Below are 16,169 nucleotides of genomic sequence, written 5' to 3'. Positions count from 1 at the left end.
AGCTTACTTTTTACCTTTGTTCTTTGCACCCGCGTGTCCTCTAAAAGATCTGGTAGGAGAAAATTCTCCGAGCTTGTGCCCAACCATATTCTCAGTGACGTAAACAGGGACGAATTGTCTTCCGTTGTGAACCGCTATAGTCTGACCTACAAAATCCGGAGTGATCATTGAAGCTCGTGACCAGGTCTTGATCACTGACTTCTTCCCAGACTCCAAATTCTGCTGGACTTTCTTCTCAAGGCTGTAATGAACGTATGGTCCTTTTTTTAATGAACGTGCCATTTCTTTCTACGTTTTTATTTCTTTCTACGTTCTATGATATATCTGTTCGTTTCCTTGGTCCTGGAACGGGTTCTGTAACCTTTTGCAGGTACTCCGTTTCTAGACCTTGGGTGACCTCCGGAAGCCCTTCCTTCACCACCACCCATCGGGTGATCCACAGGGTTCATGGCTACTGGTCTTGTTCTTGGTCTTCTACCCAGCCATCTGCTTCTACCAGCCTTACCTGATACGATGAGCTGATGATCTGAGTTGGAAACTGCTCCAATGGTCGCAAGACAGTTAGACAGTACTAATCTGGTCTCTCCGGAAGGAAGTTTAACGGTCGCAAATTTTCCTTCTCTTGCCATCAACTGAGCAAAGGTTCCGGCACTTCGAGCCATCACGGCTCCCTGACCCGGCCTTAGCTCAATACAGGAAATGATAGTTCCCAAAGGGATCTCCTTAAGTGGTAAGGCATTTCCAATCTCAGGAGCGGATCCCGTTCCTGAAGATACTTTCTGCCCTACCTGCAATCCGTTTTGAGCTACGATATATCTTTTTTCACCGTCCTTGTATTCCAACAGTGCAATAAACGCGGTTCTGTTGGGATCGTACTGTATAGACTTTACCTCAGCGGCAACATCCTGCTTATCTCTTTTAAAGTCGATAATACGATACCTTCTTTTATGACCACCACCACGGTAGCGCATGGTCATCTTTCCTTGACTGTTTCTACCTCCAGACCTTTTTAACGGAGCAAGCAAGCTTTTCTCCGGCTTATCAGCAGTAAGCGCGTCAAATCCGTTTACTACTTTAAAACGCTGTCCTGGAGTTATCGGTTTTAATTTTCTAACTGACATCTTAGGTCTTTATAGATTACTGTAAAAATCAATTACATCTCCATCCTCAACATCGACTATCGCTTTCTTATAAGCGTTTGTCTTTCCGTGCTGAACACCGGTTTTGGTGTAACGGGTTCGTCGGGTAGGACCGTAATTCATAGTACGAACTTTCTTTACAGAAACACCGTAGGTTGCTTCAACAGCATCTTTGATCTGCAACTTGTTCGCTTTAGGGTCTACAATAAACCCATAGCGATTGTACAGCTCGCTGTCTGCAGTCATCTTTTCTGTAATAATTGGTTTTATCAACACGCTCATGACTTTCCTATCGGTTTAAGTTCGTTTCAATTCCTTCTAAAGAACCCTCGAGAAGCACGATATTGTTTGCGTTCAATATTTTGTAAGTGCTTAATTCTGAGTTAGTTATAACTTCGTAACCTTTCAAATTACGCGACGACAAATATACGTTATTATTTGAATCGCCCAACACAAAGAGGGACTTTTTGTTTTCGAGGCCCAGCGACTTCAGAACAGCAATAAAATCTTTGGTTTTCGGACTTTCGAAATTGAAATCCTCAACCACGATGACTGCCTTTTCCTTGGTCTTTAGACTTAGGGCAGATTTACGTGCAAGCCGCTTCACATTCTTGTTCAACTTCTGGCTGTAATCTTTTGGCCTTGGCCCAAAGATCCTACCACCTCCTCGAAAAATAGGAGACTTGATACTACCCGCTCTCGCGGTACCCGTACCTTTTTGCTTCTTGATCTTTCTGGTACTACCTGCAATTTCCGCTCTTTCCTTGGTTTTGTGAGTACCCTGGCGCTGGTGCGCTGTGTACTGCTTTACATCAAGGTAGATGGCGTGATTGTTCGGCTCTATTTTGAAAACAGCGTCTGAAAGGTCTACCTTCCTACCTGTATCTTTTCCTTTGATATCTAAAACTGCTACCTTCATAATGGCTACTTCTCAATAGTTACGTACGCATTTTTATGACCAGGTACACAGCCTTTGAGTACAAGCAGGTTCTTTTCAGGAACCACTTTCAAAACCCTGAGATTTTGAACCGTTACTCTTCCGCCGCCCATTCTACCGGCCATTTTCATCCCTTTAAAAACTCGTGCAGGATAGGAAGCTGCCCCGATAGAACCTGGAGCTCTTAATCGATTGTGCTGCCCGTGTGTAGCCTGTCCGACACCACCGAAGCCATGTCTTTTAACCACACCCTGAAATCCTTTTCCCTTGGAAGTCGCAGAAACATCCACAAACTCTCCTTCTACAAACAGGTCTACCCCAATGGTATCCCCTAATTTGTGCTCACCTTCAAATTCCCGGAACTCAACGACTTTCTTTTTGGGAGAAGTGCCCGCTTTTTTCATATGGCCCATTTCAGCCTTATTCGCGCGCTTTTCTGCCTTGTCATCGAAACCGAGCTGAAGGGCATTATACCCGTCTACCTCTTCGGTTCTGACTTGGGTAACTACGCATGGCCCCGCTTCGATAACAGTACATGGAATGTTCTTTCCATTCTCATCGAAAATGCTGGTCATGCCTACTTTTTTTCCAATTAACCCAGACATACTTAATTATTGATTATGAATTACTAACTATTTAGTTTTTAATTATTTCTTTTTATTCGGACAAAAAAAACAGGGCCAAAAATAATCCGACCCCGAATTTATTTTTGTTACCGTTTTTCCTTCGCGAAACGCTCCGGACATGTCCACCGCTTCTTACAGCGGCATTTCACTTACACCTTAATCTCCACCTCAACGCCACTGGGAAGTTCAAGCTTCATAAGTGCATCGATGGTTTTGGAGGAAGAGCTGTATATATCGAGTAAACGCTTGTACGCGCTCAACTGAAACTGCTCTCTGGATTTCTTATTTACGTGCGGAGACCGCAATACTGTAAAGATCTTCTTATGCGTTGGCAACGGAATAGGTCCTGTAACCACCGCTCCTGTCGTCTTTACCGTTTTTACGATTTTCTCCGCGGACTTATCCACCAGGTTATGATCGTACGACTTTAATTTTATTCTGATTTTCTGACTCATCTCCTAAATTTAAGCGGTTACACCTTTGGTTGCCTTGATCACTTCTTCAGCAATATTTGTCGGAGTCTCTGCATAATGTGAAAACTCCATAGTAGATGTTGCCCTACCTGAAGACAAGGTCCTCAGTGCGGTTACATAACCAAACATCTCTGAAAGCGGTACCTCAGCTTTGATCACCTTGGAACCTGCCCTGTCGTCCATGTTGTTAACCTGTCCCCTTCTTCGGTTAAGGTCTCCAACGATATCTCCCATATTCTCTTCAGGGGTAAGTACTTCCAGTTTCATGATAGGCTCCATAAGTACGGCTTTCGCGGCTTTCGCAGCATCTTTGTAACCCAGTTTGGCAGCCAATTCGAAAGAAAGCGAATCGGAATCCACAGGGTGGAAAGAACCATCTTTAAGCGTAACTTTCATGCTATCCATTTCAAAACCAGCCAAAGGCCCGTTTTTCATGGCTTCCTTAAAGCCTTTTTCCACAGAAGGGATATATTCTCTTGGGATGTTACCCCCTTTGATCTCGTTTACGAACTCAAGACCTTGAGTTTCTTTATCAGCCGGCTCCATGGTAAAGATGATATCCGCGAACTTACCTCGACCACCGGTTTGTTTCTTGTAAACTTCCCTGTGATCCGCACTGCGCGTAATAGCTTCTTTGTACTCTACCTGAGGCTGCCCCTGGTTAACATCAACCTTGAACTCCCGCTTCAAACGGTCAACAATAATATCAAGGTGAAGCTCTCCCATTCCTGAGATAATGGTCTGTCCGGATGCCTCGTCAGTTTTTACCTGGAAGGTTGGATCTTCCTCTGCAAGTTTGGCAAGAGCCATCCCCAATTTATCCACATCGGCCTTGGTCTTAGGCTCTACAGCAATACCAATTACAGGATCCGGGAATTTCATGCTTTCCAGGACAATTGGGTGTTTCTCATCAGATAAGGTATCCCCTGTCTTGATGTCTTTAAAACCAACAGCTGCCCCGATATCTCCGGCAGAAATGGACTCCACGGCGTTTTGCTTGTTAGAGTGCATCTGATAAATTCTGGAAATACGCTCTTTGTTGCCGGATCGGTTATTCAATACGTAAGAACCAGCATCCAGTTTCCCGGAATAAGCTCTAAAGAATGCCAAACGCCCTACAAAGGGATCTGTGGCGATCTTAAAAGCAAGAGCCGCAAAAGGTTCTTTAGGATCTGGTTTTCTGGCGATCTCCTGATCATTTCTCGGGTCGGTACCGATGATCGCTTCTTTGTCCAAAGGAGAAGGAAGGTAACGGCAAACCGCATCCAATAAAAACTGAACTCCTTTGTTCTTAAATGAAGACCCGCAAATCATAGGGATGATACTCATATCCATCACCGCCGCTCTCAATGCCGCATGCACCTCATCTTCTGTGATGGAATCCTCATCTTCAAAGAATTTCTCCATGAGGTTCTCATCGTATTCCGCAACAGCTTCTATAAGCGCTGCACGGTACTCAGCTACCTCATCCTTCATTTCTTCCGGAATGTCGATGATCTCAAATGTAGATCCCATATCCTGCTCATTCCAGACGATAGCCCTGTTCTTCACAAGGTCTACAATGCCTTTAAAGTCTGCTTCTTCACCAATCGGTAGTACAATAGGTACCGCATTGGATTTGAGCATATCTTTTACCTGCTGACAAACAGCCAGGAAGTTAGAACCCTGACGGTCCATTTTATTTACAAAGCCCATTCGCGGAACCTTGTAATTATCCGCAAGTCTCCAGTTAGTTTCGGACTGAGGTTCAACACCGTCAACAGCGCTAAAAAGGAAAACCAGCCCATCCAATACCCTCAGCGAACGGTTTACCTCAACGGTAAAATCCACGTGACCGGGAGTATCTATAATATTAAAGTGGTATGGCTTGGATTCCGGAATCATTTGCCCGTTCTGGGTTGGAAAGTTCCAGGTACAGGTAGTAGCTGCCGAAGTAATGGTAATCCCGCGCTCTTGTTCCTGCTCCATCCAGTCCATGGTTGCAGCTCCGTCGTGAACCTCTCCTATCTTGTGGCTCACCCCGGTATAAAAGAGGATACGCTCGGTGGTGGTAGTTTTACCAGCATCGATATGCGCTGCAATACCTATATTTCTAGTATAATTTAAGTCTCTTGCCATTGTCTGATTAGAATCTAAAGTGGGAAAACGCTTTATTGGCTTCGGCCATCTTGTGAGTATCAACTCGCTTTTTAACCGCGGCGCCTTCTTCTTTTGATGCTGCCAAAATTTCGGCTGCTAATTTTTGTGCCATTGATTTTTCGTTTCGCTTACGCGCAAAGCTGATCAACCATTTCATAGCCGTAGATATCTTACGGTCTGGTCTGATCTGCATAGGGATCTGGAAAGTGGCACCACCTACCCGTCTGCTGCGAACCTCAACGTGCGGCATTACATTAGATAAAGCGTCTTTCCATAATTCCAATGCGGATTTCTCCTCATCGGTCTTCTTTTCTTCTACAATATCGATAGCATCGTAGAATATCTTGAAAGCAACCGACTTCTTACCATCCCACATCAACATGTTTACAAATCGGGTAACCAATTGATCATTATATCTGGGATCCGGTAATAGCGGTCTTTTCTTTGCCTGTCTTTTTCTCATCGCTTCTTCTTAAAGTTTAGATTACTTCTTAGGGCGTTTTGCACCGTACTTAGATCTTCTCTGTGTCCGGCCTGCGACACCTGCGGTATCCAATGCACCTCGAACGATGTGATATCTAACACCTGGCAAATCCTTCACCCTTCCGCCTCTTACCAATACTATCGAGTGCTCCTGGAGGTTATGCCCTTCGCCGGGAATGTACGCATTCACCTCTTTACCGTTGGTTAACCTTACCCTTGCAACCTTACGCATTGCAGAGTTTGGTTTCTTCGGTGTAGTGGTATATACACGCGTACAAACTCCTCGTCTCTGAGGGCACGAATCCAAAGCAGCCGATTTACTCTTCTTGGTAATTGTGGCCCTTCCTTTTCGTACTAATTGTGAAATTGTTGGCATACTATTATCTATGTATAAAATACTACCCTCTTTTAAGGGCTGGCAAATGTACTAATTATTCGTTATAATTCAAATGGTTCCGAATTAATTTTACCTAATTTTTACAGAAGCCCTCTCACTCCATTAAAATGCTACTCTTATACCTTAATATATATAGCATTTTGAAGCTTTTTAATTTCCACTCGGACTCAGACTCCCTTCAGGGCATAAACTCACTTTTCAAAGCCGCGAATTGACACGGATCGGATCCGCAAACTTCCCGGCTGAAAATTGAGTTCCGGAATTAGATACGGATGGCCAGCTAACCTGGCCTTTTTGCGGATGATTTTTTTAGGTATGAACACCGATTTAGAGAATTTTTACTCAAATATCCACCCTTGTAGTAAAAGTGGTGTTAATTTTTTTTTGCAAAGTCCACAATTCAACCCTCGCTTTTAGGGTCTATTGATAATTGCAACAGGCCAAAATCGAGTCATTTTGATTTTTTTAACATATACCCCCCTATTAGGTGTAACAAATGGTCGATTATTTGCATTTTACGGGCATTTCACTCTTAAAGTTTTATTAAAATAAGTTTGGATTATTAACACGAAATTATGATTTTCGCAACTAGCTAATTCAAATAATTAAAAAATGAGAACAAAATTAAATGGAATCTCAACGCTTCTATTGGCGTTGGTTGTGCATTTGTCATTTGCGCAAGACAAGACGATTTCAGGTACGGTGACGGATCAAGACGGCCTGCCCCTACCTGGTGTAAACATCGTTGTAGAGGGGACCACTACAGGTACCCAGACCGATTTCGACGGAAATTACTCCATAAACGGAAGCGTAGGGCAGTCTCTACTCTTCTCGTACATCGGACAGCGAGACGTCCGAAGGACTATCGGTGCCGCAGATGTCATTAATGTACAAATGGAGGAGGACGCACAGGCGCTGGAAGAGGTCGTCGTGACCGCCCAGGGTATTAAAAGAGAAAAGAAAGCTCTGGGTTATGCCGTGACCTCCGTTGGCCAGGATCAAATTGAGAATCGGACCGAAGGTGATGTTGCCAGGGTACTAGCTGGAAAGGCAGCCGGGGTCCAGATTACATCGGCCGGTGGTGCCTCAGGATCCGCGACAAACGTTACAGTTAGGGGTCTTAGCTCCTTTAGCGGAAGTAACCAGGCACTGTTCATTGTAGATGGGGTACCCTTCAGTAATGATACTAATGCCGCCGGTGCTACAAACGGTCAGACAGCTAGCTTCATTAACGGTAACACAGGATCTTCAAGGTTCCTTGACCTGGACCCTAACAACATCGCGAGTGTTGAGGTACTTAAAGGTCTTGCCGCGGCAACCCTTTATGGTACACAGGGAAAGAACGGGGTAATACTGATCACAACCAAGGCCGGAGCCGCAACAGGCGGGGCTAAGAAAACTGAGATCACCGTAAACCAGTCGTTCTTTAGCAACGAAATGGCTTCAATCCCTGATTACCAGGATCAGTTCGGTAACGGTTTCGACCAGAACTTCGGATGGTTCTTTAGTAACTGGGGTCCAAGTTTCGACCGTGAAGGTGTATCCGGTTGGGGAAGGCAATCCGCGATCGACGATCAGGGGACACTAGAGCACCCTTACTCTTCTACTGCGGTTAGAGCAACCCGGGAAGCTTTTCCTGAACTTCAGGATACCAGATACGCGTGGAGGCCCTACGATTCCGTAGAGGAATTCTTCCGCCCAGGTTATGTGACCAACACATCTATTAACATTGCCGGCTCTACTACAGACGGTAATACAAACTACAATGTAAACGTAGGTTACCTGAACGATAAAGGATTTACACCTGGTAACTCATTAAGCAGAGCTAACGTTTCTATCGGTGGTCGTTCCAGACTATCCAACAAGTTTACTATAAGCGGTACCATGAACTATGCCCGTACAGATTACCGAACTCCTCCTATTGCATCCAGTAGGGGTAACGGAACAGACGGACTTTCAGTTTACGGTAACGTTCTGTTTACACCTCGTAGTGTTGACCTTATGGGGCTGCCATTCCAAAATCCGGTTGATGGTTCCAGTGTTTACTACCGAAATGGTAATGACATCATCAACCCGAGATGGACTGCGGCAAACGTTACCTTACAGCAGCTTACAAATCGTTTCTACTGGAACGCTCAGTTATCTTATGAGATCAATGATAACCTTAACCTTAACTGGAGAACAGGTTTAGACTTCTATAACGAGCGTAACATCAATGGTTCTAACAAAGGTGGGGTAGAATTTAACCAGGCGATCTTTGGTTTCTACGATACCTATGATAACAACAATACTATCTGGGAGCATTTTGTTTCCATTAATGGTAATTATGACCTATCAGAGAAGTTGGGTCTTACCTTTACTGCTGGTGCGACATCCAGGCAGGATTTCTTTGATCAGCAGGGTACGGCCAGTACAGGTCAGTTGGTATTCGGGATAAAGAGGCATTTCAACTACGCCAACCAGGCCCCGATCCAATTCTCCCAGAAAAGGAATATCGTAGGTCTACTGGGTCAGGCTACCCTGGATTATGACAATATGCTTTTCCTTAACCTTTCTGCACGGACTGACTGGGTATCTAACCTTACTTCAGAAAACAACAGTAAAACGTATCCGGGTGTTAGTGTATCCTTCCTTCCAACGGCGGCCTTTGATGGTCTGCGTTCGGAAAACGGGATCAACTTCCTGAAGTTAAGAGCCAGTTACGGTACTTCGGCAACCTTCCCAACAGGGTATCCTACTATTAACGTAGTACAGCAGAATACTCAGGTATTCGACAACGGTACAAGTATCACTACCAACCAGGTAGATAACTTCCGTGCGAATCCAGACCTTAAGCCAGAACTTCTGGAAGAGTTCGAATTAGGATTTGAATCCAGACTATGGAAGAACAGGATTACTGTAGATTTCACTTATTTTGATAGAAGGACCAACGACCTTATTGTTACAGAGCCGTTGCCACCTTCTACAGGATTCTCTTTTACTCAAAGTAATATTGGTGAGATCCAGAACGAAGGTATAGAAGTTGATCTTGGGGTGGATATCTTCAAATCAGAGAACTTCAACTGGAATTCCAGAGTGAATTTCTTCACCAACAACGAGACGGTGACTCAGCAGGATCAGGATGCAATATTCTATGCGGGTAGTTTGGCCGTAGGTGGTAACCTTGACAGAGGTTCAAACGCCGCGATCGAAGGCGAGTCTCTCGGTACTATTGTAGGTACGGCGATCGGTAGAGATGCTGATGGCAACTTCCTGATCGATTCCGGTGGTAACTTCGTAGAGGTGGAGCAGGATGCTGATGGAAATGTGCCAATTGTAGGGGACGCGATTCCTGATTACACCATGAACTTCATTAACACATTGCGCTATAAAAACTGGAGCCTTGGATTCCAGGTGAATCATGTAAAAGGAGGTGATATCCTTTCAAGTACGGTAGCTGTACTGCTGGGTAGAGGATTGATCGTAGAAACTCAGGACAGGTTAAATACTTATATCCTGCCAGGTATTGACCCGAATGGAAATCCTAACAACCTTCAGATCAATAACTCTACATACTTCTTTAGCAACCTGTTATTCGGGCCTACTGAAACCAGGATCTATGACGCTTCAGTTATCAGATTACAGGAAGTATCACTTGGATATACATTCCCATCCAAATGGTTAGATAAAACACCTTTCGGATCCTTGAAGATTACCGCTCAGGGTTTCAACCTCTGGTATGATGCATACAACACTCCAGATGGTGCAAACTTTGATCCTAACGTACAGGGTGTAGGTGTTGGTAACGGAAGAGGGTTCGATTTCATCAACGGGCCAAGCTCGAGAAGATATGGAATCAGTATTCAAGCTTCTTTCTAATTAAAAATTGTTAGTGATACAGAATTATGAGAAAAATATTTAAATATTTCACAGTTGTACTTATCGCGGGAAGCTTTGTTACTTCTTGTGAAACGACAGACCTGGACCTAAGAGTGAGTCCAAACGACCTTGCAGCAGATCAGGCAGATCCTAATTTGCTGTTGAATTCCATCCAGCTGGCTTACGCTGTTAATATGGATGACATTAGTGATAATGGTGCGGAGTTGACCCGTATTGATTATTTCTTTGGTAGGATATACTTCAACGAACTGCCAGGGGATACTTTTGATGACATTTGGGCACGTACCTATAGTAGTGAAGACCTTATAGAGGGTGATGGATTGCTTCAGGAAGTGGGCATTTTCACGAATGTCAATAACCTTATCGAGATCGATCAGACTTCAGACATTGATTACTCCTTCCACATAGGAGTTGCAAGAGTGCTACAAGCGCATATGTTGTTCCTGCTAGCGGATTACCTCGGAACTGCGACCTGGAGCCAGGCGGCTAATCCGGTAGAGTTCCCAACACCAATGTTAGACACAGGAGAGCAGATCTACACAGCAGCCTTTGGCCTTTTGGACGAAGCTGAGTCCTTGCTCGCTTCAGGTCCGGCTACTCAAGGTGCTACCGATCTGTTTTACGATGGAGATACTGATCAATGGATCAAGCTGATCAATACCATAAGACTTCGTTCTTATTTCAATACCGGAGATACTGCTGCTTTCAACAGTATCATCAGCGGAGGCAACTTCATTTCGGATTCCGAAGATGATTTTGAGTTCCAGTACGGAACCAGCGAACTGCAGCCAGATAACAGGCATCCTGATTATATAGACGACTATACGCCAAGTGGTGCTAATATCTATCAGTCTAACTGGTTGATGGAAACCATGTTAGAGCTTGCAGATCCAAGGATCAGGTACTACTTCTACCGACAGGTAGATGCTACTCCCGGAGCTACAGGTGTTCCTCCAAACGAAGAAGATCTTGCCTGTTCACTGGTAGTTCCTCCTCCGCATTACGATGGCTTTACTTATTGTAGCGTTGCTAACGGCTATTGGGGACGTTCTCACGGTAATGACGAAGGTACTCCTCCGGATAACTTCAAAAGAACCGCAGTTGGGGTATATCCTGCAGCAGGTTTATTTGATGACAGTAGCTTCGGCGAAGTAGGTCTTGGACTTGGAGGTGGCGGTGCCGGAATAGAGCCGATCCTCTTAGCCTCATATGTGGATTTCATGAGAGGTGCGATGGCAGCCAGCGCAACAGAAAAAGCTGCCTTCCTAAGAGCGGGAATGGAAAAATCTATTGCCAAAGTACAAGGTTTTGGAGCGCTTGACGGAAGTGCGGACAAATCTTTTGAGCCTTCTGAGGCGGATGTAACCGCTTATATAGACGGAGTGATTGCAGATTTCAACGCGGCAACCGGAGATGATCAGGAAAATATCTTTGCAGAGCAGTACTGGATCGCACTTTACGGCGGTGGAACCGAGTCTTACAACTACTATCGTAAGACAGGCTTCCCAACAACCGTATCTCCTAGCTGGGAACCAGATCCGGGACCATTCCCAAGGACTTTCCTGCTACCACAGAACGAGGTTCTTACTAACCCGAATCTGTCGCAAAGAACGGATTTGAACACTCAGGTGTTCTGGGATACCAATCCGGCAAGTCCAACATTTCCACCTGCTAACTAAATAAATGATTGAGATGAAAAAACATATAAACATTTTAAAGTCATCCGCAATAGCATTGGCAATGTTAATGATCGGATGTGAAGATGGTGATCTGCCATTTGATGATATCACAGCTGATGTTACCCGAGGGGCTGTCCTCAGAACAGTTTCTCAGGAAGGTACCTTCTTTGACAGAAACGACACCTCTACCTCCTGGAGCCTTGAATTTGAGGAGCAGGATCAGGAAGATGGCGCATTACTGGAGAAAGTAGATCTATTCGTCGGCTTTGACGATAATACGGAAGGCAACGGAACAGTTGCACCGGCTGAAGTCCTGGTACAAACGATCAATGCTTCGGAATTCCAAACTGGTGAGTTTGGACTACCCAGAGCAAGTGTATCAAGCACCTTCGCCGAAGCCCTGTCCGCACTCGGACTGGTTGCTGGTCAGTTTGATGGAGGGGATGCCATTGAGTTCAGGCTTTTACTGACACTCACGGACGGCAGAACCTTCACCAATACCGACAACACCGGTACGATCACAGGATCCTTCTTTAGTTCACCCTTCCTTTACAGACTGGTTATAAAGTGTGTACCTACTGCTCCTGTTCCAGGTGATTATGAGATAAACATGAACGACAGCTTTGGAGACGGTTGGGATGGTGCTTTTATCACTGTAACTATTGATGGAACAGCCACTGAGTACACCATCGATGACGGTTCAGAAGCTTCTTTCGATATCAATGTTCCCGTTGGAACTACTGAGCTGATATTTGAGTACACTCCCGGTAACTTTGAAGGTGAACACACTTATGATATTATAGGGCCGACAGGAGATCTGGCGGTTGAAGATGGCCCTAGTCCTAATCCGGGTGTAATTACACTGAGTATTTGTATCTGATTTAGGAAAAATTGAATTTGCTTTAAGGGGAGACCGCCTGTGCGGTCTCCTTTTTTTCGCAACTTTCACAAAATCCCAGGTATCCCGGGATAATTGTTAATTTTGCGATCAATAAAATTTGCTTTGCTGAAGTGATTATGACTGTAAGACTGTTCTTTTATATACTTGTATTGCTGCTTACCTTTTCTGGCTGTAAACGCAATGATGCCGTTACCGAAAATACCGGGCTGGAAAAATCAACCGAGGATAAACAACCTCCCCTTTTTAAAAAAATAGCTCCGGAAAAAAGCGGTGTGGTCTTTTCTAATCAACTTACCGAAAACCTGGAGACCATTGAGAACCTCTTTAACTTCGACTATTTTTACAACGGTGCAGGTGTAGGTATGGAAGACCTTAACAATGACGGCCTGCTCGATATCTTTTTCTGTGGGAATCAGGTGGAAAACCGACTCTTTATGAATAGGGGCGATATGACCTTCGAGGATGTCACTGAAAAGGCTGGTATCAATTCGGGGAAAGTGTGGTCTAACGGAGTCACCTTTGCGGATGTAAACCAGGACGGCTGGATGGACGTCTATGTATCTCAGGGCGGACCCAATCCCAGACTGGAAAGGAAGAACCTGCTCTTCATCAACCAGAAAAACGAGACATTCCTGGAACAGGGCGCATCTTTTGGGCTTGATGATATGGGGATAAGCACCCAATCTACCTTTTTTGACTTTGACAGGGATGGCGATCTGGACTGTATTGTAATGAATGAAAACGAACTATACGGTGTAGATCCTATAAGCCTTTACAAAATGGTGGGCCAGTCCCCGGAGACTGAGTATTTTAATTCTTCGCATTTGTACAGGAATGACAGTGGTAAGTTTGTAGATGTGACCAAAAGTTCCGGGATTGAAAGACCGATCTTTGGCCTGGGCCTGATGGTGAGCGATATTAACAACGACGGATGGTCCGATATTTACATCGCCAGTGATTACTACATTCCGGACGCGCTTTTCATCAACAATAAGAATGGCACCTTTTCGGACAGGATCAAAGACTTTACCAACCAGATCTCCTACTACGGTATGGGAATGGATATTGCGGATCTTAATAACGACGCCAGACAGGAGATCTTTGTATTGGATATGGCCTCCAGCGATCATTACAGGGCCAAAACCCTGATGGCCTCCATGAATACCCGCCGTTTTGACTATCTGACCAAAGAAGCCGGTTTTCATTACCAATACATGTTCAATTCCCTGCAACTCAATCTCGGGAATGATCAATTCAACAATATCGCTCAACTTACTCAAACGGCAAAAACAGATTGGAGTTGGTCCGTGTTGATGTCTGATTTTGATCAGGATGGGTTGAAAGACATCTTCGTAACGAACGGATATCGCAGATACGCCCTGGACAACGACCTGCAGCAAAAAGTCTATCAGGCCAAAATGCGTTACGGGCAGAACATGCCCCTGGAATTGAAAAGGGAGCTTTACAATGCCATGCCATCCGAAAAACTACCTAACATCATGTACCGCAATGATTCCGGGCTTCGTTTTTCGGAAGTAGCCAGGGATTGGGGGTTGGCCGACTTTTCCTTTAGCAATGGCGCAGCAACCGGCGATCTGGACAACGATGGTGATCTGGACCTTGTGGTAAACAACATGGACGAAGGTGCCTTTCTATATCAGAATACGGCTACAGAAAGAGGCTTGGGAAATTACCTGAAGGTCAAGACAGACGGTATGACATCCGAGACACCGGCCAGGATCACAATTACATACGGTGATAAAACCCAGTTCATAGAGACCAAAAGAGTACGCGGATATATGTCTGCGCATGATAAAGTGGCTCATTTCGGCCTCGGCAAAACCAGTCAGGTAGATACCCTTAGGATTGAATGGCCGGACGGAAAGCTTATAGAGAAATACCATATTCCCGCAAACCAGTTCCTCACTTTTAACAAAGCGGACGCCAGGTCTAAATCATCCGACATTCCGGCCAGCAGCACCCGTTTTGTTCAATCAGACCCTAAGCGTGTTAACCTGGATTTTGAGCATCGGGAAAATATTTATGACGACTTTGAAAAAGAGATACTGCTGCCCTATAAACAATCTACCTTAGGTCCATCTCTGACCAGCGGGGATGTCAATGGGGACGGAAAAGAGGACCTTTATATTGGAGGGGCTTCCGGCCAATCCGGGCAATTGTACGCCCAGACCAACAGCGGCTTCGTAAAGATCACCTCATCAGCCATAGAAAATGATCAGCTTTATGAAGACACCGCCGCTACCTTCTTTGATTTTGATGGCGATGGGGATATGGACCTCTATGTGGTAAGCGGGGGGAATGAGTTTGAGGCCTTCTCCTCACTGTATGCGGACAGGATCTATCTCAATGACGGCAAGGGTAACTTTTCCAAACTGAACAGCGAAATACTTAGCAGGTATCCAAAAAGCGGTAAATCTGTAATAGCCATCGACTTTGACAAGGACGGGGATGAAGACCTGCTGGTAGGAAACAGGATTATCCCAAAGAATTATCCAAAGCACGCTGCTTCTACCTTGCTTAGAAATGATAATGGAGCCCTCACGGATGTCACCGAATCGAATGCAGCGGGACTGGCAGATTTTGGGATCATTAACCAATTGATCGTGTCTGATTTTGACAACGATGGCTGGGATGATTTCATTGCTGTCGGAGAATGGAGCCCAATAGGCTTTTTTCAGAATAAAGAAGGCATTTTTGAAAGGTTTGTGGACGAAGACGGCATCCTGGATTCAAAAGGATGGTGGTTTTCAGTGGCTGAAACGGATGTCAACAATGACGGTCTTAAGGACTATGTTTTGGGAAATGCCGGCCTGAACATAAAGTTTAAAGCCGGAACTGAAAAACCCTTTAAGGTATATGCCACGGACTTTGATGAGAATGGGACCAACGACGTGGTTTTGAGTTCAAAATACAAAGGGACCTACGTACCGGTACGCGGAAGGGAGTGCTCTTCGCAGCAAATGCCATTTATCAAAGAAAAGTTCCAAAGTTATCAGGAGTTTGCAAATGCTTCACTTGAAGATGTCTACGGAGGTAAATTAGAGGATTCTTATGCCAGGGAGGTTACTGAATTCCAATCCGTTGTTTTGATCAATCTGGGAGACCTTAAGTTTGAAAAGAAAGCACTTCCTGTAGAAGCCCAACAACACCCTATTTTGGCTATTGAAGCCAGGGATTTGAACCAGGACGGGTACGAAGACCTGGTGGTTGCAGGAAATATTTATGAAACAGAGGTGGAGACACCTCGCCTGGACGCTATTTCAGGTACCGTTTTATTCTCCGACGGAAACAATGGCTATATTTCGGAGGACGCTTTCAATTCGGGCTTGTATTTACCTGGTAATATCAAGGATATAAAATTCATAGAACTCAGTGGCTCCAAATACCTTCTGGCGGCCAGAAATAATGGTACTCCCCTGCTGTTTGAGCAAAGGAAATAATTGGTGAAAAACCACCGTATTCTTTGCGTTAATCCGTATATTTGATAAAATTTGA

13 protein-coding genes are annotated in these 16,169 nt (G+C 44.8%); 4 read left to right on the top strand and 9 right to left on the bottom strand.

The window, feature by feature from the left end:
* Window positions 1-3 precede the first annotated feature (3 nt).
* The 9 genes from rpsS to rpsL form a co-directional block, all read right to left on the bottom strand.
* Window positions 4-282 carry a 30S ribosomal protein S19 gene (rpsS, locus tag GTQ38_RS19465; protein ID WP_161437254.1) on the bottom strand — a complete coding sequence of 93 codons (279 nt, stop codon included), beginning with the start codon at window positions 280-282 and terminating at the stop codon, window positions 4-6.
* A 14-nt stretch (window positions 283-296) separates the two neighbouring features.
* Window positions 297-1,121 (bottom strand): 50S ribosomal protein L2, encoded by an 825-nt coding sequence (gene rplB / locus GTQ38_RS19460; RefSeq protein WP_161437253.1) that lies wholly within the window; start codon window positions 1,119-1,121, stop codon window positions 297-299.
* 9 nt (window positions 1,122-1,130) lie between these two features.
* A complete protein-coding gene (gene rplW / locus GTQ38_RS19455) occupies window positions 1,131-1,421 on the bottom strand; it encodes a 50S ribosomal protein L23 (RefSeq protein ID WP_161437252.1) in 291 nt (96 codons plus the stop codon).
* A 7-nt stretch (window positions 1,422-1,428) separates the two neighbouring features.
* Complete coding sequence (gene rplD, locus GTQ38_RS19450) at window positions 1,429-2,058, bottom strand: 50S ribosomal protein L4 (RefSeq protein WP_161437251.1); 630 nt, start codon at window positions 2,056-2,058, stop codon at window positions 1,429-1,431.
* Between the two features lie 5 nt (window positions 2,059-2,063).
* Window positions 2,064-2,681 carry a 50S ribosomal protein L3 gene (gene rplC / locus GTQ38_RS19445; RefSeq protein WP_161437250.1) on the bottom strand — a complete coding sequence of 206 codons (618 nt, stop codon included), beginning with the start codon at window positions 2,679-2,681 and terminating at the stop codon, window positions 2,064-2,066.
* A gap of 170 nt (window positions 2,682-2,851) precedes the next feature.
* A complete protein-coding gene (gene rpsJ, locus GTQ38_RS19440) occupies window positions 2,852-3,157 on the bottom strand; it encodes a 30S ribosomal protein S10 (protein WP_161437249.1) in 306 nt (101 codons plus the stop codon).
* A 9-nt stretch (window positions 3,158-3,166) separates the two neighbouring features.
* Window positions 3,167-5,293: an elongation factor G gene (gene fusA, locus GTQ38_RS19435; protein ID WP_161437248.1), complete on the bottom strand. Its 2,127-nt coding sequence runs from the start codon at window positions 5,291-5,293 to the stop codon at window positions 3,167-3,169.
* A 7-nt stretch (window positions 5,294-5,300) separates the two neighbouring features.
* Window positions 5,301-5,777 (bottom strand): 30S ribosomal protein S7, encoded by a 477-nt coding sequence (gene rpsG, locus GTQ38_RS19430; protein ID WP_161437247.1) that lies wholly within the window; start codon window positions 5,775-5,777, stop codon window positions 5,301-5,303.
* Between the two features lie 21 nt (window positions 5,778-5,798).
* Window positions 5,799-6,173: a 30S ribosomal protein S12 gene (rpsL, locus tag GTQ38_RS19425; RefSeq protein ID WP_013305196.1), complete on the bottom strand. Its 375-nt coding sequence runs from the start codon at window positions 6,171-6,173 to the stop codon at window positions 5,799-5,801.
* Window positions 6,174-6,806: 633 nt separating this feature from the next.
* On the opposite strand from rpsL, the gene GTQ38_RS19420 reads away from it, so the two are divergent.
* The 4 genes from GTQ38_RS19420 (at window position 6,807) to GTQ38_RS19405 (ending at window position 16,114) form a co-directional block, all read left to right on the top strand.
* Window positions 6,807-10,052: a SusC/RagA family TonB-linked outer membrane protein gene (locus GTQ38_RS19420; protein ID WP_161437246.1), complete on the top strand. Its 3,246-nt coding sequence runs from the start codon at window positions 6,807-6,809 to the stop codon at window positions 10,050-10,052.
* Between the two features lie 26 nt (window positions 10,053-10,078).
* Entirely contained in the window at window positions 10,079-11,752 is a 1,674-nt protein-coding gene (locus GTQ38_RS19415) for a SusD/RagB family nutrient-binding outer membrane lipoprotein (RefSeq protein ID WP_161437245.1), read from the top strand.
* A gap of 13 nt (window positions 11,753-11,765) precedes the next feature.
* Window positions 11,766-12,632 carry a hypothetical protein gene (locus GTQ38_RS19410; protein WP_161437244.1) on the top strand — a complete coding sequence of 289 codons (867 nt, stop codon included), beginning with the start codon at window positions 11,766-11,768 and terminating at the stop codon, window positions 12,630-12,632.
* A gap of 137 nt (window positions 12,633-12,769) precedes the next feature.
* Complete coding sequence (locus tag GTQ38_RS19405) at window positions 12,770-16,114, top strand: FG-GAP-like repeat-containing protein (protein ID WP_161437243.1); 3,345 nt, start codon at window positions 12,770-12,772, stop codon at window positions 16,112-16,114.
* Window positions 16,115-16,169: the final 55 nt, after the last annotated feature.

It is taken from the genome of Poritiphilus flavus, assembly GCF_009901585.1.
Taxonomy (GTDB): Bacteria; Bacteroidota; Bacteroidia; order Flavobacteriales; family Flavobacteriaceae; genus Poritiphilus; species Poritiphilus flavus.
This window is presented reverse-complemented; position numbering and strand designations above follow the sequence as displayed.